This window comes from Kitasatospora sp. NPDC087861, from assembly GCF_044742585.1.
Lineage (GTDB): Bacteria > Actinomycetota > Actinomycetes > Streptomycetales > Streptomycetaceae > Kitasatospora.
Map to the genome: position 1 here is coordinate 16,780 of NZ_JBIUUS010000028.1, position 15,913 is coordinate 32,692.

Genomic DNA, 15,913 nt, shown 5'->3' on the forward strand with positions numbered 1-15,913 from the left:
ACCCGATATGAGCATCGAACAGTCCTCCCCGAACCCGTCCGCTGCGAAGCCGCGCGTCGCGCTGGTCTTCGGCGGACGCAGCTCCGAACACGGCGTCTCGGTGGTCACCGCCGGCAGTGTGCTCAAGGCGATCGACCGCGAGAAGTACGAGGTGCTCCCGATCGGGATCACCCCCGAGGGCCGCTGGGCGCTGGTCAGCGACGAGCCGGCCCGGATGGCCATCACCGACGGCCGGATGCCGGACGTCCCGGGTGTCGCCGAGTCCGTGGACGGGCAGGTCGCGCTGCCGGTCGCCCCGGGCGACCGGGAAGTGGTCCTGAGCGAGCCGGGAAGCGCCCCCAAGGCCCTCGGCGAGGTCGACGTGGTGTTCCCGCTGCTGCACGGCCCCTGGGGCGAGGACGGCACCCTGCAGGGCCTGCTGGAGCTGTCCGGCGTGCCGTACGTCGGCAACGGCGTGCTCTCCAGCGCGGTCGGCATGGACAAGGAGTTCACCAAGCGGATCCTGGCCTCGCACGGCCTGGGCGTCGGCCGGTACACCATCGTGCGGCCGCGCGACTGGGAGACCGAGGACGGCCGCGCCGCGGTGCGCGAGCGGGCCGCCGAACTCGGCCTGCCGCTGTTCGTGAAGCCCTGCCGGGCCGGCTCCAGCATGGGCATCACCAAGGTCAAGGACCTGGCCGACCTCGACACCGCGATCGAGGAGGCCCGCCGGCACGACCCCAAGCTGATCATCGAGGCCGGCGTGACCGGCCGCGAGATCGAGTGCGGCGTGCTGGAGTTCGAGGACGGCCCGCGGGCCAGCCTCCCGGCCGAGGTGCTGGTCGGCGACGGCTTCGACTTCTACGACTTCGAGGCCAAGTACATCGACTCCTCCGAGGTGCAGATCCCGGCGAAGCTCGACGACGAGCAGACCGCCGAGATCCGCCGCCAGGCGGTGGCCGCGTTCGAGGCGCTCGGCTGCGAGGGCCTGGCCCGGGTGGACTTCTTCCTGCTGGAGGACGGCACCTGGATGGTCAACGAGATCAACACGATGCCCGGCTTCACCCCGATCTCGGCCTACCCGAAGATGTGGGAGGCCACCGGGCTGTCCTACCCGGAGCTGATCGACCGGCTGCTCCGGACGGCGCTGAGCCGCTCGACCGGCCTGCGGTAGCGGGTCCGGCGCCGGCTGTCTTCGACGGCAGCGGTCCCGACGGCAGGGGCTTCGACGACGGAGGGCGGGCCGGGGGCTACCCGGCCCGCCCTCGCGGCGTCTCCCGGCCGTCAGCCCGGGATGGTGGCCTTCACCGCGCCGGTGAGGGCGGCGGCCGGGTCGAACGGGTTGGCCGCGGCCCCGGCCGGGACGGTCACCTCGACGTAGGCGGCGCGCATGGTCGTCACGAAGCGGTAGCCGCCGTCGCTGAGCTTCTGCGACCACCAGGTGACGTCGTCCACGGTCGGCGACCAGTCCTTGGCGTGCTCGCCGTCCAGCGCCTCCGGGCGGTCGACGCCGCAGCGCAGCACCGTGCGGGGCGTGCTGTCCCACGCGGCGACGTACGGCGAGGCGGGCGACGGGTCCTTGCGGGCGTGCCCGAGCAGCTCCTGCGGCAGGGCCGCCGCCAGCGCCCGGCAGTACCCGGCCGCCTTGCCGCCCGGCTGCGGGGCCGCGACCCGGTCGTCGGCGGAGCCCCAACTGCCGAGCAGCACCACGACCGTGCAGGTCAGCGCGAGCGGCAGGGCCAGCCAGCGGATCGGGGCCGGCAGGGCCGCCAGGGCCCTGGGGACGCGGAGTTCGATAGCCACCCACCGATGGTATGCGGGCCCTACAGGTGGACCACCGGACAGGTGAGGGTACGGGTGATGCCCTCGACCTGCTGGACCCTGGCCACCACCAGGCGGCCCAGGTCGTCCACGGTGTCGGCCTCGGCCCGGACGATCACGTCGTACGGGCCGGTGACGTCCTCGGCCCGGAGGACGCCGGGAATCTCGGAGATCGACTGGGCCACTGCGGTGGCCTTGCCGACCTCGGTCTGGATCAGGATGTATGCCTGTACCACGGGGACCTCCGGCGGCCGGTTACGGGGATCGCCGCCGTGATCGCCCGGTCAGGCGTCGGGGTGGGAACGGGCTCACCGGCAGTCTGATCACCACGCTACCCCGGGGTGGGCCGGGGAGGGGAGACCCCGGGCCCTCCGAAGGGCGTACGCTGCGCGCGGGGGCGCGACGGGGACGAGTTCAGATGGAAACGCGAGAGGACGGCAGATGCAGGGGACCGTGGGCGAGCTCGGCGAGTTCGGTCTCATCAGGGAGCTGACCGCCCGGGTGCCGCTCACCGACGCGGTGGACCTCGGCCCGGGTGACGACGCCGCGGTGGTGAAGGCGCCGGACGGCCGGGTGGTGGCCACCACGGACGTCCTGATCGAGAACCGGCACTTCCGTCGGGACTGGTCCACCGCCTACGACGTGGGCCGCAAGGCCGCCGCCCAGAACCTCGCCGACGTGGCCGCGATGGGTGCGGTGCCGACCGCGATACTGCTCGGCCTGGTCGCCCCCGCCGACCTGCCCACCACCTGGGCCACCGAGCTGATGGACGGGCTGCGCGACGAGTGCCAGGTGGCCGGGGCGACGGTGGTCGGCGGCGACGTGGTGCGCGGCGACACCGTCACGCTGGCCATCACGGCGCTCGGGGACCTCCAGGGGCGCGCGCCGGTGACGCGCTCCGGCGCGCAGGTCGGCGACGTGATCGCGGTGACCGGCTGGCTCGGCTGGTCGGCCGCCGGACTGACCGTGCTGCAGCGCGGCTTCCGCTCCCCGCGCGCCTTCGTCGAGGCGCACCGCCGGCCCGAGCCGCCGTACCACGCGGGCCCGGCCGGCGCGGAGTTGGGCGCGACCTCGATGATCGACGTGAGTGACGGGCTGGTCGCCGACCTCGGCCACGTGGCCCGGGCCAGCGAGGTGGACATCGACCTGAAGGCCGCCGACTTCGACGTCCCGGCGCAGATGGCCGACATCGGGCAGGCGGTCGGGGTGGACCCGCTGGTGTGGGTGCTGTCCGGCGGCGAGGACCACGCGATCGTGGCGACCTTCCCGCGCGGGGTCCAACTCCCGGCCCGCTGGCGGGTGGTGGGCGAGGTGACCGGCCGCCCCCGGGGCAGCCGCAGCGGCCGGGTGACGGTGGACGGCGCGCCCTGGGACCGGGTCGGCGGCTGGGACCACTTCGCCGAGTGAGGGCCGGCCCCGCCGATTGTCGTACGGCGCACGGCGGATGACGCCCGGACGACGGTGCGGCGCGTGACGCTCCCGACGTGCGGCGCACGGCTTCGCGGGCCCGTTGTGCGTAGGCTGGCGACGACCGAGCCCGCCCGCCGTCCGGTGCGGGTGGTCTGAACCACTGCGAGCGGGAGCGCACCAGCCATGCGTATCGGTGTACTGACCAGCGGCGGCGACTGCCCCGGCCTCAACGCGGTGATCCGCTCCGTGGTGCACCGGGGAACGGACGTGCACGGCGACGAGATCGTCGGGATCCTGGACGGCTTCCTCGGCCTGATCGAGGGCCGCACCCGGCCGGTCTCGCACGACGACGTCACCGGCCTGCTCACCCTCGGCGGTACCGTCCTGGGCTCCGCCCGGGTGCAGCGCGAGCGGATCGCCTGGGCGGTGGAGAACGCCAAGACGCTGGCCCGGGACATCGGCATCGACGCGCTGATCGCGATCGGCGGCGAGGGGACGCTGACCGCCGCCAGGCTGTTCAGCGACGCCGGGCTTCCGGTGGTCGGGGTGCCCAAGACCATCGACAACGACATCGACGCCACCGACGTCACCTTCGGCTTCGACACCGCGGTGCACGTCGCGACCGAGGCGATCGACCGGCTCAAGACCACCGCCGAGTCCCACCAGCGCGTCATGGTGGTCGAGTTGATGGGCCGTCACACCGGCTGGATCACCCTCACCGCGGGCATGGCCGGCGGCGCGCACGGCATCCTCATCCCGGAGAAGCCCTTCGACATCGAGGCGGTGGCCCGGATGGTCGAGGACCGCTTCGACCGCGGCAAGAAGTTCGCCATCATCGCCGTCGCCGAGGGCGCCGCCCCGCTGCCGGGCACCATGCGCTTCGACCACGGCGACGTCGACCAGTACGGCCACCGGACCTTCGGCGGGATCGGCAACCGGCTCGCCCACGAGCTGGAGAACCTGCTCGGCAAGGAGGCCCGCCCGGTCATCCTCGGCCACACCCAGCGCGGCGGCACCCCGACCGCCCGGGACCGCGTGCTCGCCACCCGCTTCGGCTGGCACGCCGTCGAGGCCGTCCACCAGGGCGCGTTCGGCCACTTCACCGCGCTGCGCCGGACCGAGATCGAACTGGTGCCGATCGCCGACGCGGTGACCAGGCTGAAGACGGTGCCGGAGGACCGCTGGGTGGAGTCCGAGGCCGTGCTCTGAACCACCGCAGGTAGGTTGACCCCATGGTCCACCCGTCTCCCACCCCCGCCCCCGGCCGGCCCGTCCCGCCCGGCCCCTCGTCCGCCCCGCCGCGGGTGCTCACGATCGCCGGCTCCGACTCCGGCGGCGGCGCCGGCATCCAGGCCGACCTCAAGGCGATGCTCGCCCTCGGCGTCCACGGCATGAGCGTGATCACCGCCGTCACCGCGCAGAACTCGCTAGGTGTCCAGGGCTACTGGGAACTGCCCGCCGAGGCCGTCCGGGCGCAGTTCCGCAGTGTGGTCGACGACATCGGGGTGCAGGCCGTGAAGACCGGCATGCTCGCGTCGATCGAACTGGTCGAGACCGTCTCCGACCTGCTCGCCGGAGTGTCCGCCCCGGTGGTCGTCGACCCGGTCGGCGTCTCCAAGCACGGGGACGCCCTGCTGGCCGCCGAGGCCGTCGTTACCGTCCGCGAGCGGCTGCTGCCGGTCGCCACCCTGGCCACCCCCAACCTGCACGAGGTGACGCAACTCACCGGCCGGACGGTCGAGAACGAGGGGCAGATGCTGGACGCCGCCAAGGCGCTGCTCGACCTCGGGCCGCGCTGGGCGCTGGTCAAGGGCGGCCACCTGGAGGGCGAGGCCGCCGACCTGCTCTACGGCGGGCCCGGCGAGGTGCACTGGTACCGGGCGCCGCGCTACGACAACCGGCACACCCACGGCACCGGTTGCACCCTGGCCAGCGCGATCGCGGCCGGGCTGGCCAAGGGCGAGTCGCTGCCGGAGGCGGTCGGCTCGGCCAAGGAGTACGTCACCGGCGCGATCGCCGGGGGCTTCGCGCTCGGTGCCGGGATCGGCCCGGTCGACCACGCCTGGCGCTGGCGCTGACCCGGACGGTGGGCGGGTCAGCGGGCCCGCCCACCCGCGGGAACTCCCGGGAGCGGAGGGAACGCCCCGGCCGGAGAACGAGAACAGTGAAGCCGGTTCATCCGAGGATGAACCGGCTTCACTGGAGGACCGGCATGCCGGTCTGCGCGTCAGCGCGAGACCTTACCGGCCTTGATGCACGAGGTGCAGACGTTGAGCCGCTTCGGCGTCCGCCCAATCACAGCGCGCACCGTCTGAATGTTGGGGTTCCAACGACGGGGGGTACGGCGGTGCGAGTGGGAGATGCTGTTGCCGAAGCCCGGCCCCTTGCCGCAGACGTCGCAGTTGGCAGCCACAGGAGTCACTCCAAGACTTCAGATCATTTACGTTCGACAACCCCGCTGGACCAGCGGAGCACTCGCGTGAACCGGACCGGGCCGAAGGGTGAGCCCGGATTGTTCCAGGCAACCGGAAGAGCATACAACGCTTGCTCCGGTTCAACGAAACTACCATGACCGGCCGGGTGATCGCTCCGGTCGCCGGTCCCGGTGACCCTCCCCGGCCCCCGATAACCTGCCGGTATCACCCCTCGCCGTTCATTCTCAGGCCATCGCGGCGTCCCATCCGGAGGAGACCTGGTGCTGCACACGCTCGACGCCCCGGCCGTGCGCACCTGGTGCCAGCTCGCCCTGCGCGCGCTCGGCCAGGCCCGCGAGGAGATCGACGCGCTCAACGTCTATCCCGTCCCGGACGGCGACACCGGCACCAACCTCTACCTGACCGTCGAGTCCGCCGCCGCCGAGGTGGAGAGCCGCTTCGCCGACCCCGCCGCCGAGCCGGCCCCCGGCCTGGCCGACACGATCCGGGCGATGGCCCGCGGCGCGCTGGTCGGCGCCCGCGGCAACTCCGGCGTGATCCTCGCCCAGTGGCTGCGCGGCACCGCCGAGATGCTCGCCGAGGGCGGCGGCGCCGACCAGCTGCGGGCCGCCCTGCAGCGGGCCGCCGACTCCGCCTACCAGGCCGTCGCGGAGCCCGTCGAGGGCACCCTGCTGACCGTCGCCAGGGTCGCCGCCCGGGAGGCCGTCCGGGCCGGGGACGGGCTCGCGCAGGTCGCCGACACCGCCTACCGGGCCGCCCGGGACGCGCTGCGGCACACCCCCGAACAACTCGCCGTGCTGGCCGAGAACGGGGTGGTGGACGCCGGCGGGCGCGGGCTGGTCGCCGTCCTCGGCGCGCTCGCCGACGCCGTCGCCGGCCAGCAGCCGATGGGCCCGGTCGCGCTGCGCGGCGACCTCCGGGCCGTCGAGAGCTGCGAGGTGCACGTCCGGCCGCCCGGCCCCGGCCACCCCGCCTTCGAGGTCATCTACCTGCTCGACGCACCCGACGAGGCCCTGCCCGCGCTGCGCGGGCGGCTCGGCGCGCTCGGCGACTCGCTGGTGATCGGCGGCGGCGACGGCCTGTGGAACGTGCACGTCCACGTGGACGACGCGGGCGCCGCCGTGGAGGCCGGGGTCGAGGCCGGGCGCCCGCACCAGATCCGGATCACGCACTTCGCCGAGGCCGCCGCCCGGGCCGGCCGCGCCGCCGAGCGCGGCGAACGCGAGGAGCGGGCCCGCGCGGTGCTCTCCGTGGTGTCCGGCGGGGGCCTGGCCGAACTGTGCGAGCAGGCCGGCGCCGTCGCCCTGCACGCCGACCCGGACCGCCCGCCGGCCAGCGCCGAACTCGCCGCGGCCGTCCGCCGCTCGGCCGCCCGCGAGGTCGTCCTGCTGCTCAACGACCCCGAGCTGCGCGCCGCCGCCGGGGCCGCCGCCGACCAGCTGCGCGAGGAGGGCGTACGGATCGCCGTGCTGCCCACCCGCTCGCCGGTGCAGGGACTGGCGGCGCTCGCGGTGCACGAGGGCGGCCGCCGCTTCGACGAGGACGTGGTCGCCATGACCTCCGCGGCCGGTGCCACCCGGTACGCCGAACTCGCCGTGGCCGAGGGGGAGTCCTGGACGATGGCCGGGGTCTGCCAGGCCGGCGACGTGCTCGGCCTGATCGACGGCGACGTCGCGGTGATCGGCGCCGGACTGGCCGAGGTCGGGGCGAGCGTGCTGGACCGGATGCTCGGCGCGGGCGGCGAGCTCGTCACCCTGGTCCTCGGCGAGGGCGCCGACGAGGCGCTCGCCGACCGCCTGGTGGCGCACGCCCGGCACCGGCGGCCCGAGGTCGACGCGGTGGTCTTCCACGGCGGCCAGGAGTCCGCGCCGCTGCTCATCGGGGTGGAGTGAGCCGACCGGCGCGAGGCCCGGATTGTCGGTCCCGTGGTGTAAACAGGGGGCTGATGGGCGCTCTCGACGAACCACTGACCAAGCTCGTCGGCGACCGCACCGCCAAGGTGCTCGCCGACAGCCTCAAGCTGCGCACGGTCGGGGACCTGCTGCACCACTACCCGCGCCGCTACGTCGAACGCGGCCAGCTCACCAGCCTGGACGAGCTGGAGATCGACGAGCACGTCACCGTGCTGGCGCGGATCGAGAAGGTCACCCTGATCCCGTTCCGCGGCCGCAAGGGCGACCGGCTGGAGGTCGTCGTCACCGACGGCCGCAGCCGGCTCTCACTGGTGTTCTTCAACCAGGGCTGGCGGCAGAAGGAGCTCAGGGCCGGCGCCCAGGGTCTGTTCGCGGGCAAGGTCGGGGTCTTCAACCGCAGCCGCCAACTGGTCTCGCCGGACTACCAACTGCTCGACGAGGAGGCCGGGTCGGACGCCGCCCGGCAGTTCGCCGGCCGGCTCATCCCGGTCTACGGCGCCAGCGCGCAGATGCCCAGCTGGAAGCTGTCGATCTGCATCGAGACGGCCCTCACCAAGCACCTGGGCGACGTCGGCGAACCGCTGCCCGCCGAGCTGCGCGAGCGGCACGAGCTGATCCCGCTGCCCGAGGCGCTGGAGCTGATCCACCGCCCGCGCAGCCAGGCCGACCGCGAGCGCGCCCAGAGCCGGCTGCGCTGGGACGAGGCCTTCGTCCTCCAGGTCGCCCTGGCCCAGCGCCGGGCCGCCGAGTCCGCGCTGCCCGCCGTCCCGCGCCGGGCCCGCGAGGGCGGCCTGCTGGACGCCTTCGACGCCCGGCTGCCGTTCACCCTCACCGAGGGCCAGCAGAAGGTGTCCGCCGAGATCGCGGCCGACCTGGCGAGCGAGCACCCGATGCACCGGCTGCTCCAGGGCGAGGTCGGCTCCGGCAAGACGCTCGTCGCGCTGCGCGCCATGCTCGCCGTGGTCGACGCGGGGGGGCAGGCCGTGCTGCTCGCACCCACCGAGGTGCTGGCCCAGCAGCACCACCGCTCGATCGTCGAGATGATGGGCGACCTGGCGGAGGGCGGTCTGCTCGGCGGCTCCGAGCTCGGCACCCGGGTGGTGCTGCTGACCGGCTCGATGGGTGTCCCGGCGCGCCGCCAGGCGCTGCTCGACATGGCCTGCGGCGACGCGGGCATCGCGATCGGCACCCACGCGCTGATCGAGGACAAGGTCCAGTTCCAGGACCTCGGCTTGGTGGTGGTCGACGAGCAGCACCGCTTCGGCGTCGAACAGCGGGACGCGCTGCGCGCCAAGGGCGAGCAGCCGCCGCACCTGCTGGTGATGACCGCCACCCCGATCCCGCGCACCGTCGCGATGACCGTCTTCGGGGACCTGGAGACCTCCGTCCTCGACCAGCTGCCGGCCGGCCGCTCGCCGATCTCCACCCACGTCGTCCCCGCGCTGGAGAAGCCCAACTTCCTCACCCGGGCCTGGGAACGCGTCCGCGAGGAGGTCACCAAGGGCCACCAGGCGTACGTGGTCTGCCCCCGGATCGGGGACGAGGAGCCCGCCGCCGAGCCGAGGAAGAAGCGCCGGGCGGGCGAGGAGGACCTGGAGGACGTCGCTCCCGACGCCGGCGCCGGGAGCGACGAACGGCGGCCCCCGCTCTCGGTGGTGGAGACGGCCGAGAAGCTGGTCACGGGCCCGCTGAGCGGCCTGCGGGTGGAGATCCTGCACGGCCGGCTGGCCCCGGAGGCCAAGGACGAGGTGATGCGCCGGTTCACGGCCGGCGAGGTCGACGTCCTGGTCGCCACCACCGTCATCGAGGTCGGCGTCAACGTCCCCAACTCCACCGCGATGGTCATCATGGACGCCGACCGTTTCGGCGTCTCCCAGCTCCACCAGCTGCGCGGCCGGGTCGGCCGCGGCAGCGCCGCGGGCCTGTGCCTGCTGGTCAGCGACATGCCCGCGGGCAGCGCGGCCCGGGCTCGGCTGGACGCGGTGGCCGGCACCCTGGACGGCTTCGAGCTGTCCCGGATCGACCTCGAACAGCGCCGCGAGGGCGACGTGCTGGGCCAGGCGCAGTCCGGGGTGAAGTCCTCGCTCAAGGTGCTCTCGGTGCTGGAGGACGAGGAGGTCATCCTCACCGCCCGGACGGAGGCCACCCGGCTGGTCGCCGAGGACCGGGAGCTGGCCGCCCACCCGGAGCTGCGCACCGCGCTGGAGAGCCTGCTCGACGAGGACCGCGCGGCCTACATGGAGAAGGGCTGAGCGGGCCGCCGCGGCCCCGGAATTGTCAGACCCCCGCGAGAGAATGAAGGTGTTCAGGGCGCACCCCCAAGGTGCGTACCTGGCACGACACTTGGGGGTCCTGCCATGGCATTCCGTCATCTCAACGAGCTCCCGCTGGGCGACAAGGTCTTCCGGATCGAACTCGCCAGCGACGACGACCGCGAGGTCACCCTCACCCTGACCGGCTGGCGCGAGGGGGCGGCCGCCCAGCCGCTCGCCTCGGGCAAGCTCCGCCTGCCGGTCGAGGACGTCGCCTCGCTGCGGATCGCGCTCAACCGCGCGCTGCGGGCGCTGGCGATCGTCGCCGATGTCTCCGAGCCCATCCCCGACCGCGACGTGCTGCGCGAGCTGTACCCCGGCCACGGTGCCCCCTGGGTGCCGCAGCACGAGGAGGAGCTGGTCCGGCGCTTCCACGACGGCGAGACCGTCGCCCGGATCGCCGCCCGCTTCGGCCGTACGCCCGACTCCGTCCGCACCAAGCTGCGCGAGCTCGGGCACGACCCGCGCCGCCCCGAGTTCTGCCCGCCCGACGGCTGCCTGTCCTGGTCCCGCTACGCCTCGCCCGCGCTGCTCGGCGCGGCCGTCCCGGCCCAGTCGGCGGGCTCCGAGGCCAGCTGAGCGGGTAGCGGCCGTGGCCCCGCCGACCGGCTCGGCGGGGCCACGGCCGCTGCTCCTCCGCCCGCCTCCGGGGCGCCCCCGGACCTCGGGGCGGGATAGCGTGGTGCGGCAGCGACGAAAGGACCTTCCACCACCATGACCCGCGTGATCGCCGGGCTGGCCGGCGGCCGCCGGCTGGCCGTACCGCCAGGCCGGGGCACCCGTCCGACCTCCGACAAGGCCCGCGAGGCGATGTTCTCCACCCTGGAGGCGCTGCGCGGCACCCTGCACGGGGCCCGGATGCTCGACCTGTTCGGCGGATCGGGCGCGGTCGGTCTGGAGGCGCTGTCGCGCGGTGCCGGACACGTCCTGCTGGTCGAGGCGGACGGCCAGGCGGCGCGGGTGATCCGGGAGAACGTCCGCACGATCGGCCTGCCGGGCGTGGAGGTGCGGGCCGCTAAGGCGGAGAAGGTGATCGCGGGCCCGCCCCCGCAGACCCCGTACGACCTGGTCTTCCTCGATCCGCCGTACGCCGTGACGGACGAGGAGCTGCGCGAGATGCTGATCACACTCCTGGCCGGGGGCTGGCTCGCGGCGGACGCACTCGTCACCGTGGAGCGCAGCACCCGTGGCGGCGAGTTCGGCTGGCCCGAGGGCTTCGAGGTGCTGCGCTCGCGCCGCTACGGCGAGGGCACGCTCTGGTACGGTCGCGCCGCCGCCGAGGCCAGCCAGCACGAGTAGCGGGCCGAGGCCCGCAGCAGCCATCACCCCACGAGGGAGCACACACGCCATGCGCCGCGCCGTCTGTCCCGGTTCGTTCGACCCGATCACCAACGGTCACCTCGACATCATCGGGCGGGCCTCGAAGCTGTACGACGTGGTCCATGTCGCGATCCTGATCAACCGGAACAAGCAGGGCATGTTCACCGTCGAGGAGCGGATCGGCCTGATCGAGGAGGTCACCGCGGACTTCGGAAACGTGGTGGTCGAGTCGTACCACGGCCTGCTGGTGGACTTCTGCCGGGAGCGCGGGATCCCCGCGATCATCAAGGGCCTGCGCGCGGTCAGCGACTTCGACTACGAGCTGCAGATGGCCCAGATGAACCACGGCCTGACCGGCGTGGAGACGCTGTTCGTGCCGACCTCCCCGACCTACAGCTTCCTCTCCTCGACGCTGGTCAAGGAGGTCGCCTCGTACGGCGGGGACGTCTCCCACCTGCTGCCGGAGACAGTGCACCGGCGGCTGGTCGAGCGGATCGCGGAGCGCAGGGCCCAGCAGTAACCGGAGCGCGAGGGGCGCCGGCCGGCGCCGGGCAGCCGTCCGTTTCTGCCGGTTCGTCATGGCTTGTCCGGTGTCCGGTCAGCCGGTCGGGCTCTGGCGTTGTGACCTCGCCGCGCGGTGGCCGTACAGTCTGTATTCCTGCCCTGCGGTGAGGTTCGCCGCGTCGGGCCTGCCTCCGCCGGACCGTCGGCGGCACACGGAAAGACGAAGCCCCGTGGACGTGCAGAACAAGGTCGACGAGATCGTCGCGGCGGTCGAGAACGCCCGTTCGATGCCGATGTCGGCCTCCTGCGTGGTGAACCGGGCCGAGCTCATCGGCCTGCTCAACGACCTCAAGGCGGCGCTGCCCGCCGAACTCGCCCAGGCGCAGTCGGTGATGGCCGACCACGAGCAGGTGGTGGCCGGCGCCCAGGCCGAGGCGGACCGGATCATCCAGGGCGCGCACGCCGAGCGGGGCTCGCTGATCTCCGACACCGAGGTGGTCCGCCGGGCCCAGGCCGAGGCCGACCGGATCCTCGCCGAGGCCCGCGCCGAGGTCGAGACCAAGCGCGCCGAGGCCGACGACTACGTGGACAGCAAGCTCGCCAACTTCGAGGTCGTGCTGACCAAGACGCTGGGCTCGGTCGGCCGCGGCCGGACTAAGTTGCGCGGCGACTCCAGCGTCTTCGAGACCGAGCACGAGGGCGAGCCGGACGGCGAGGAGTTCCAGCCGCAGCGGATCAGCCCCAGCCCCGAGGTCGACGAGTACGTCGATGTGAAGCTCGCCACGCTGGAGAACGTCCTCGGCGCCACCCTGGAAGCGGTCGGCAAGGGCCGGGACAAGCTGCTCGGCAAGCGGTCGATCGACGAGCTGGGCGCCTACCTGGCCGCCGCCGACGAGGCGCAGCAGGCCAAGGAGCGGGCCGAGGCGGTGGCCGCGGGCTTCGCCCACGACGCCGACGGCGACGACATCGCCTGGTACCGCGAGGACGTCCCGCAGCAGCAGACCTGGCCGGAGCAGACCCCGGCCGCGGCGGGCTGGCAGGCCCCCGGCACCGACCAGTACGCGGCGGCCCAGCAGCAGGGCGGGCAGTACGCCGAGGTGTACGGCGGCGGCTACGACCCGGCCGGCCAGGGCGACCCGTACGGGACCCAGTGGGGGTACCAGCAGCAGGGTGCCGCGGACGGCTACCCGCAGCAGCCGGACTACGCGGGCCAGCAGCACGGGGGCTACGACTACCAGCAGCAGCAGCAACAGCAGCAGCAACCGGGCTACGGCGCGCAGCAGTACGACGCCTACACCTACCCGCAGCAGCCCGCGGCCCAGCCGGCCGTGGCGCAGCAGCAGGGCCTGGACGAGACCAGCTTCTTCGACACCAGCATGATCGACATGACCAAGCTCCGGGAGCTGGGCGGCCGCTGAGCCGGGCCCGCGCGGCCCCGTCGGGCGTCCCTGACGGGGCCGAAGTTGGGCCTGGGGGGAGACTCCGGTAGGCTGACCACTCCGGCCTTTTCGTGTCGGACTGTCGGCTTGCCCGCGCGCCACCGGCGTGAAGGCGCCGCACATCGATGTTTCCCATGGAAGTCAGGACACCTTGAACCGCCTCGACCACCGCGACCCCCTCGTGTTCGACACGCACGAGCTGGGACGTCGCCCGGGCTCGCTGCGCAAGGTGTCCCGCACTCTGGAGGCCCCCGAGGGCCTGGGGATCATCGACGTGATCGGTGTGCCGGAGAAGAGCGAACTCCATCTGGAGCTCCGCCTGGAGTCCGTGGTCGAGGGCGTGCTGGTGACCGGCACCGCCGAGGCCCGGATCGAGGGCGAGTGCGCCCGGTGCCTGGAGCCCGTCGAGGACGACATCGACGTCGACTTCCAGGAGCTGTACTACTACCCGGAGTCCGACGAGCGTCACCGCGCCCGGACCACCGGGACCGAGGACCTCGACGAGGACTCGGAAGAAGAGACTTACCGCCTGGAGGGCGACTTCTTCGACCTCCAGCCGGTGCTGCGTGACGCGGTGGTGCTCGCACTGCCGCTGCAGCCGGTGTGCCAGGAAGACTGCCTGGGCCTGTGCTCCGAGTGCGGAGCGCGCCTGAGCGACGACCCGACGCACCACCACGACGCCGCCGACCCCAGGTGGGCGGCTCTGCAGGGACTCTCCGCCGCCCCCGGCGACGAGGGTGACGGGATCAAGAACAGCGACACCCGTGAGGGTCTCGCCGAGAACCAGGAGAAGTAGCCGTGGCTGTTCCGAAGCGGAAGATGTCGCGCAGCAACACGCGCCACCGCCGTTCCAACTGGAAGGCCGTCGTTCCGGCCCTCGTGGCGTGCGACCGCTGCCACGAGCCGAAGCTGGGCCACATCGCGTGCCCGAGCTGCGGCACGTACAACCGTCGCCAGGTCCTCTCGGTCTGATCGGCGGGGTGCACGGATCGATGTCGGACGGTAGCTCCACCCGCAAGGCGTCCGCCGCCCCGAAGGGTTCCTCTTCGGGCGGTGGCAGGGCCGGTGGGCCGGCTTCGACCGAATACGACGTCCTGGAAGGGCGCCTCGGGTACACGCTCGAGCGCGCCCTTCTGGTGCGTGCCCTGACCCACCGCTCGTACGCGTACGAGAACGGGGGTCTGCCCACCAACGAGCGCCTGGAGTTCCTCGGCGACTCGGTGCTGGGCCTGGTGGTGACCGACACCCTCTACCGCGTCCACCCGGACGTCCCGGAGGGCACGCTCGCCAAGCTGCGCGCCGCAGTGGTCAACTCCCGCGCGCTCGCGGACGTCGGCCGGGGCCTGGACCTCGGCGAGTTCATCCGGCTCGGCAAGGGCGAGGAGGGCACCGGCGGCCGCGACAAGTCGTCGATCCTCGCCGACACCGTCGAGGCCGTGATCGGGGCCGTCTACCTGGACCAGGGTCTGGACGCGGCCACCGAGTTCGTCCACCGGCTGTTCGACCCGCTGATCGAGGAGTCCTCTCAGCTGGGCGCCGGCCTGGACTGGAAGACCAGCCTGCAGGAGCTCACCGCCTCGGTGGGCATCGGGGTGCCCGAGTACGTGGTCATGGAGTCCGGTCCGGACCACGAGAAGACCTTCACCGCGGCGGCCCGGGTGGCCGGCGAGGACTTCGGCAGCGGCGTCGGCCGCTCGAAGAAGGAGGCCGAGCAGAAGGCCGCCGAGAGCGCTTGGCGGGCGATCAAGGAGAAGTACGCCGACCGGCTGCCCGCCGGGGCGCAGTAGTCTTCCTCCTGCCGATCACTTTCGCAGGAGGCCTGTTCCCGTGCCCGAACTTCCCGAGGTCGAGGTCGTCCGCCGTGGTCTGGCGGACTGGGTCGCCGGGCGGACCGTCGCCGACGTCCAGGTGCTGCACCCGCGTGCGGTGCGCCGCCAGCCCGCCGGCGCGGCCGACTTCACCGCCCGGCTGACCGGCACCACCCTGGGCACCGCGCAGCGGCGCGGCAAGTACCTGTGGGTGCCGCTGGCGGGGACCGGCACAGGCTTCTCGCTGATCGGCCACCTCGGGATGAGCGGCCAACTCCTCGTCCAGGACCCGTCGGTTCCCGACGAGACGCACCTGCGGGTACGGCTGCGGTTCGCCGACGGCGGGCGCGAGCTGCGCTTCGTCGACCAGCGGACCTTCGGCGGCCTCGCGGTCGAGGAGGCCGAGGACGGCGACCCGGAGGGTACCCCGCTCTCCATCGCGCACATCGCCCGCGACCCGCTCGACCCGCGTTTCGACGACGCCGCCTTCACGGTCGCGCTGCGGGCCAAGCGCACCACCGTGAAGCGGGCGCTGCTCGACCAGACGCTGATCAGCGGGGTCGGCAACATCTACGCCGACGAGGCGCTCTGGCGCTCCCGGCTGCACTACGACCGCCCGACCGCGACGCTCACCCGCCCGCAGAGCGCCGAACTGCTGGCCAACGCCCGCGAGGTGATGACGGCCGCGCTCGCCGTCGGCGGCACCAGCTTCGACAGCCTGTACGTCAACGTGAACGGCGAGAGCGGGTACTTCTCCCGGGACCTCGACGCGTACGGCCGCGAGCACGAGCCCTGCCGCCGCTGCGGGACCCCGATCCGGCGGGCCGCCTGGATGAACCGTTCCAGCTACTTCTGCCCCCGCTGCCAGCGCGTGCCACGGGCCCGCAGCGGGGGCTAAGACCGACCGGCACATGGTGGGCGGCGTCGCGACGCCCAGGCTGTCGCCTGGACGGCTTCTCCTCAGTCGCCGCA

17 protein-coding genes are annotated in these 15,913 nt (G+C 73.3%); 14 read left to right on the plus strand and 3 right to left on the minus strand.

Going from position 1 to position 15,913, the window contains the following annotated elements; translation table 11 throughout:
• Window positions 1-7 precede the first annotated feature (7 nt).
• On the plus strand, window positions 8-1,153 hold the full coding sequence (locus tag ACIOJE_RS30870) for a D-alanine--D-alanine ligase family protein (RefSeq protein WP_280686260.1): 1,146 nt from the start codon (window positions 8-10) through the stop codon (window positions 1,151-1,153).
• 110 nt (window positions 1,154-1,263) lie between these two features.
• On the opposite strand, the gene ACIOJE_RS30875 is transcribed toward ACIOJE_RS30870, so the two are convergent.
• Window positions 1,264-1,782 carry a DUF3515 domain-containing protein gene (locus tag ACIOJE_RS30875; RefSeq protein WP_280686261.1) on the minus strand — a complete coding sequence of 173 codons (519 nt, stop codon included), beginning with the start codon at window positions 1,780-1,782 and terminating at the stop codon, window positions 1,264-1,266.
• 20 nt (window positions 1,783-1,802) lie between these two features.
• On the minus strand, window positions 1,803-2,036 hold the full coding sequence (locus ACIOJE_RS30880; protein ID WP_280686262.1) for an Lrp/AsnC ligand binding domain-containing protein: 234 nt from the start codon (window positions 2,034-2,036) through the stop codon (window positions 1,803-1,805).
• 205 nt (window positions 2,037-2,241) lie between these two features.
• Between ACIOJE_RS30880 and ACIOJE_RS30885 the strand changes: the two genes are divergently transcribed.
• The 3 genes from ACIOJE_RS30885 to thiD all read left to right on the plus strand — a co-directional run bounded on the left by ACIOJE_RS30885 (window position 2,242) and on the right by thiD (window position 5,288).
• Window positions 2,242-3,207 carry a thiamine-phosphate kinase gene (locus ACIOJE_RS30885; protein WP_280686263.1) on the plus strand — a complete coding sequence of 322 codons (966 nt, stop codon included), beginning with the start codon at window positions 2,242-2,244 and terminating at the stop codon, window positions 3,205-3,207.
• A 186-nt stretch (window positions 3,208-3,393) separates the two neighbouring features.
• Complete coding sequence (locus ACIOJE_RS30890) at window positions 3,394-4,419, plus strand: 6-phosphofructokinase (RefSeq protein ID WP_400780711.1); 1,026 nt, start codon at window positions 3,394-3,396, stop codon at window positions 4,417-4,419.
• A gap of 23 nt (window positions 4,420-4,442) precedes the next feature.
• A complete protein-coding gene (gene thiD, locus ACIOJE_RS30895; protein WP_400780713.1) occupies window positions 4,443-5,288 on the plus strand; it encodes a bifunctional hydroxymethylpyrimidine kinase/phosphomethylpyrimidine kinase in 846 nt (281 codons plus the stop codon).
• A gap of 149 nt (window positions 5,289-5,437) precedes the next feature.
• Here the strand turns inward: thiD and rpmB are convergent, their stop codons facing one another.
• Window positions 5,438-5,623 (minus strand): 50S ribosomal protein L28, encoded by a 186-nt coding sequence (gene rpmB, locus ACIOJE_RS30900; protein ID WP_014138233.1) that lies wholly within the window; start codon window positions 5,621-5,623, stop codon window positions 5,438-5,440.
• 282 nt (window positions 5,624-5,905) lie between these two features.
• On the opposite strand from rpmB, the gene ACIOJE_RS30905 reads away from it, so the two are divergent.
• The 10 genes from ACIOJE_RS30905 (at window position 5,906) to mutM (ending at window position 15,839) form a co-directional block, all read left to right on the plus strand.
• A complete protein-coding gene (locus ACIOJE_RS30905; RefSeq protein WP_280686266.1) occupies window positions 5,906-7,537 on the plus strand; it encodes a DAK2 domain-containing protein in 1,632 nt (543 codons plus the stop codon).
• A gap of 53 nt (window positions 7,538-7,590) precedes the next feature.
• Window positions 7,591-9,810 carry an ATP-dependent DNA helicase RecG gene (gene recG / locus ACIOJE_RS30910; RefSeq protein ID WP_400780716.1) on the plus strand — a complete coding sequence of 740 codons (2,220 nt, stop codon included), beginning with the start codon at window positions 7,591-7,593 and terminating at the stop codon, window positions 9,808-9,810.
• 105 nt (window positions 9,811-9,915) lie between these two features.
• Complete coding sequence (locus tag ACIOJE_RS30915; protein ID WP_280686268.1) at window positions 9,916-10,449, plus strand: hypothetical protein; 534 nt, start codon at window positions 9,916-9,918, stop codon at window positions 10,447-10,449.
• A 135-nt stretch (window positions 10,450-10,584) separates the two neighbouring features.
• A complete protein-coding gene (gene rsmD / locus ACIOJE_RS30920; RefSeq protein WP_280685310.1) occupies window positions 10,585-11,169 on the plus strand; it encodes a 16S rRNA (guanine(966)-N(2))-methyltransferase RsmD in 585 nt (194 codons plus the stop codon).
• Between the two features lie 49 nt (window positions 11,170-11,218).
• A complete protein-coding gene (gene coaD, locus ACIOJE_RS30925) occupies window positions 11,219-11,710 on the plus strand; it encodes a pantetheine-phosphate adenylyltransferase (protein WP_280685311.1) in 492 nt (163 codons plus the stop codon).
• Between the two features lie 214 nt (window positions 11,711-11,924).
• Window positions 11,925-13,112 carry a cell division initiation protein gene (locus tag ACIOJE_RS30930; RefSeq protein ID WP_400780720.1) on the plus strand — a complete coding sequence of 396 codons (1,188 nt, stop codon included), beginning with the start codon at window positions 11,925-11,927 and terminating at the stop codon, window positions 13,110-13,112.
• 172 nt (window positions 13,113-13,284) lie between these two features.
• Window positions 13,285-13,929: a YceD family protein gene (locus ACIOJE_RS30935; protein ID WP_400780722.1), complete on the plus strand. Its 645-nt coding sequence runs from the start codon at window positions 13,285-13,287 to the stop codon at window positions 13,927-13,929.
• 2 nt (window positions 13,930-13,931) lie between these two features.
• Complete coding sequence (gene rpmF / locus ACIOJE_RS30940) at window positions 13,932-14,105, plus strand: 50S ribosomal protein L32 (protein ID WP_030056747.1); 174 nt, start codon at window positions 13,932-13,934, stop codon at window positions 14,103-14,105.
• Window positions 14,106-14,125: 20 nt separating this feature from the next.
• On the plus strand, window positions 14,126-14,920 hold the full coding sequence (gene rnc / locus ACIOJE_RS30945) for a ribonuclease III (RefSeq protein WP_280685314.1): 795 nt from the start codon (window positions 14,126-14,128) through the stop codon (window positions 14,918-14,920).
• Window positions 14,921-14,960: 40 nt separating this feature from the next.
• Window positions 14,961-15,839 (plus strand): bifunctional DNA-formamidopyrimidine glycosylase/DNA-(apurinic or apyrimidinic site) lyase, encoded by an 879-nt coding sequence (mutM, locus tag ACIOJE_RS30950; RefSeq protein WP_400780725.1) that lies wholly within the window; start codon window positions 14,961-14,963, stop codon window positions 15,837-15,839.
• Window positions 15,840-15,913 lie beyond the last annotated feature (74 nt).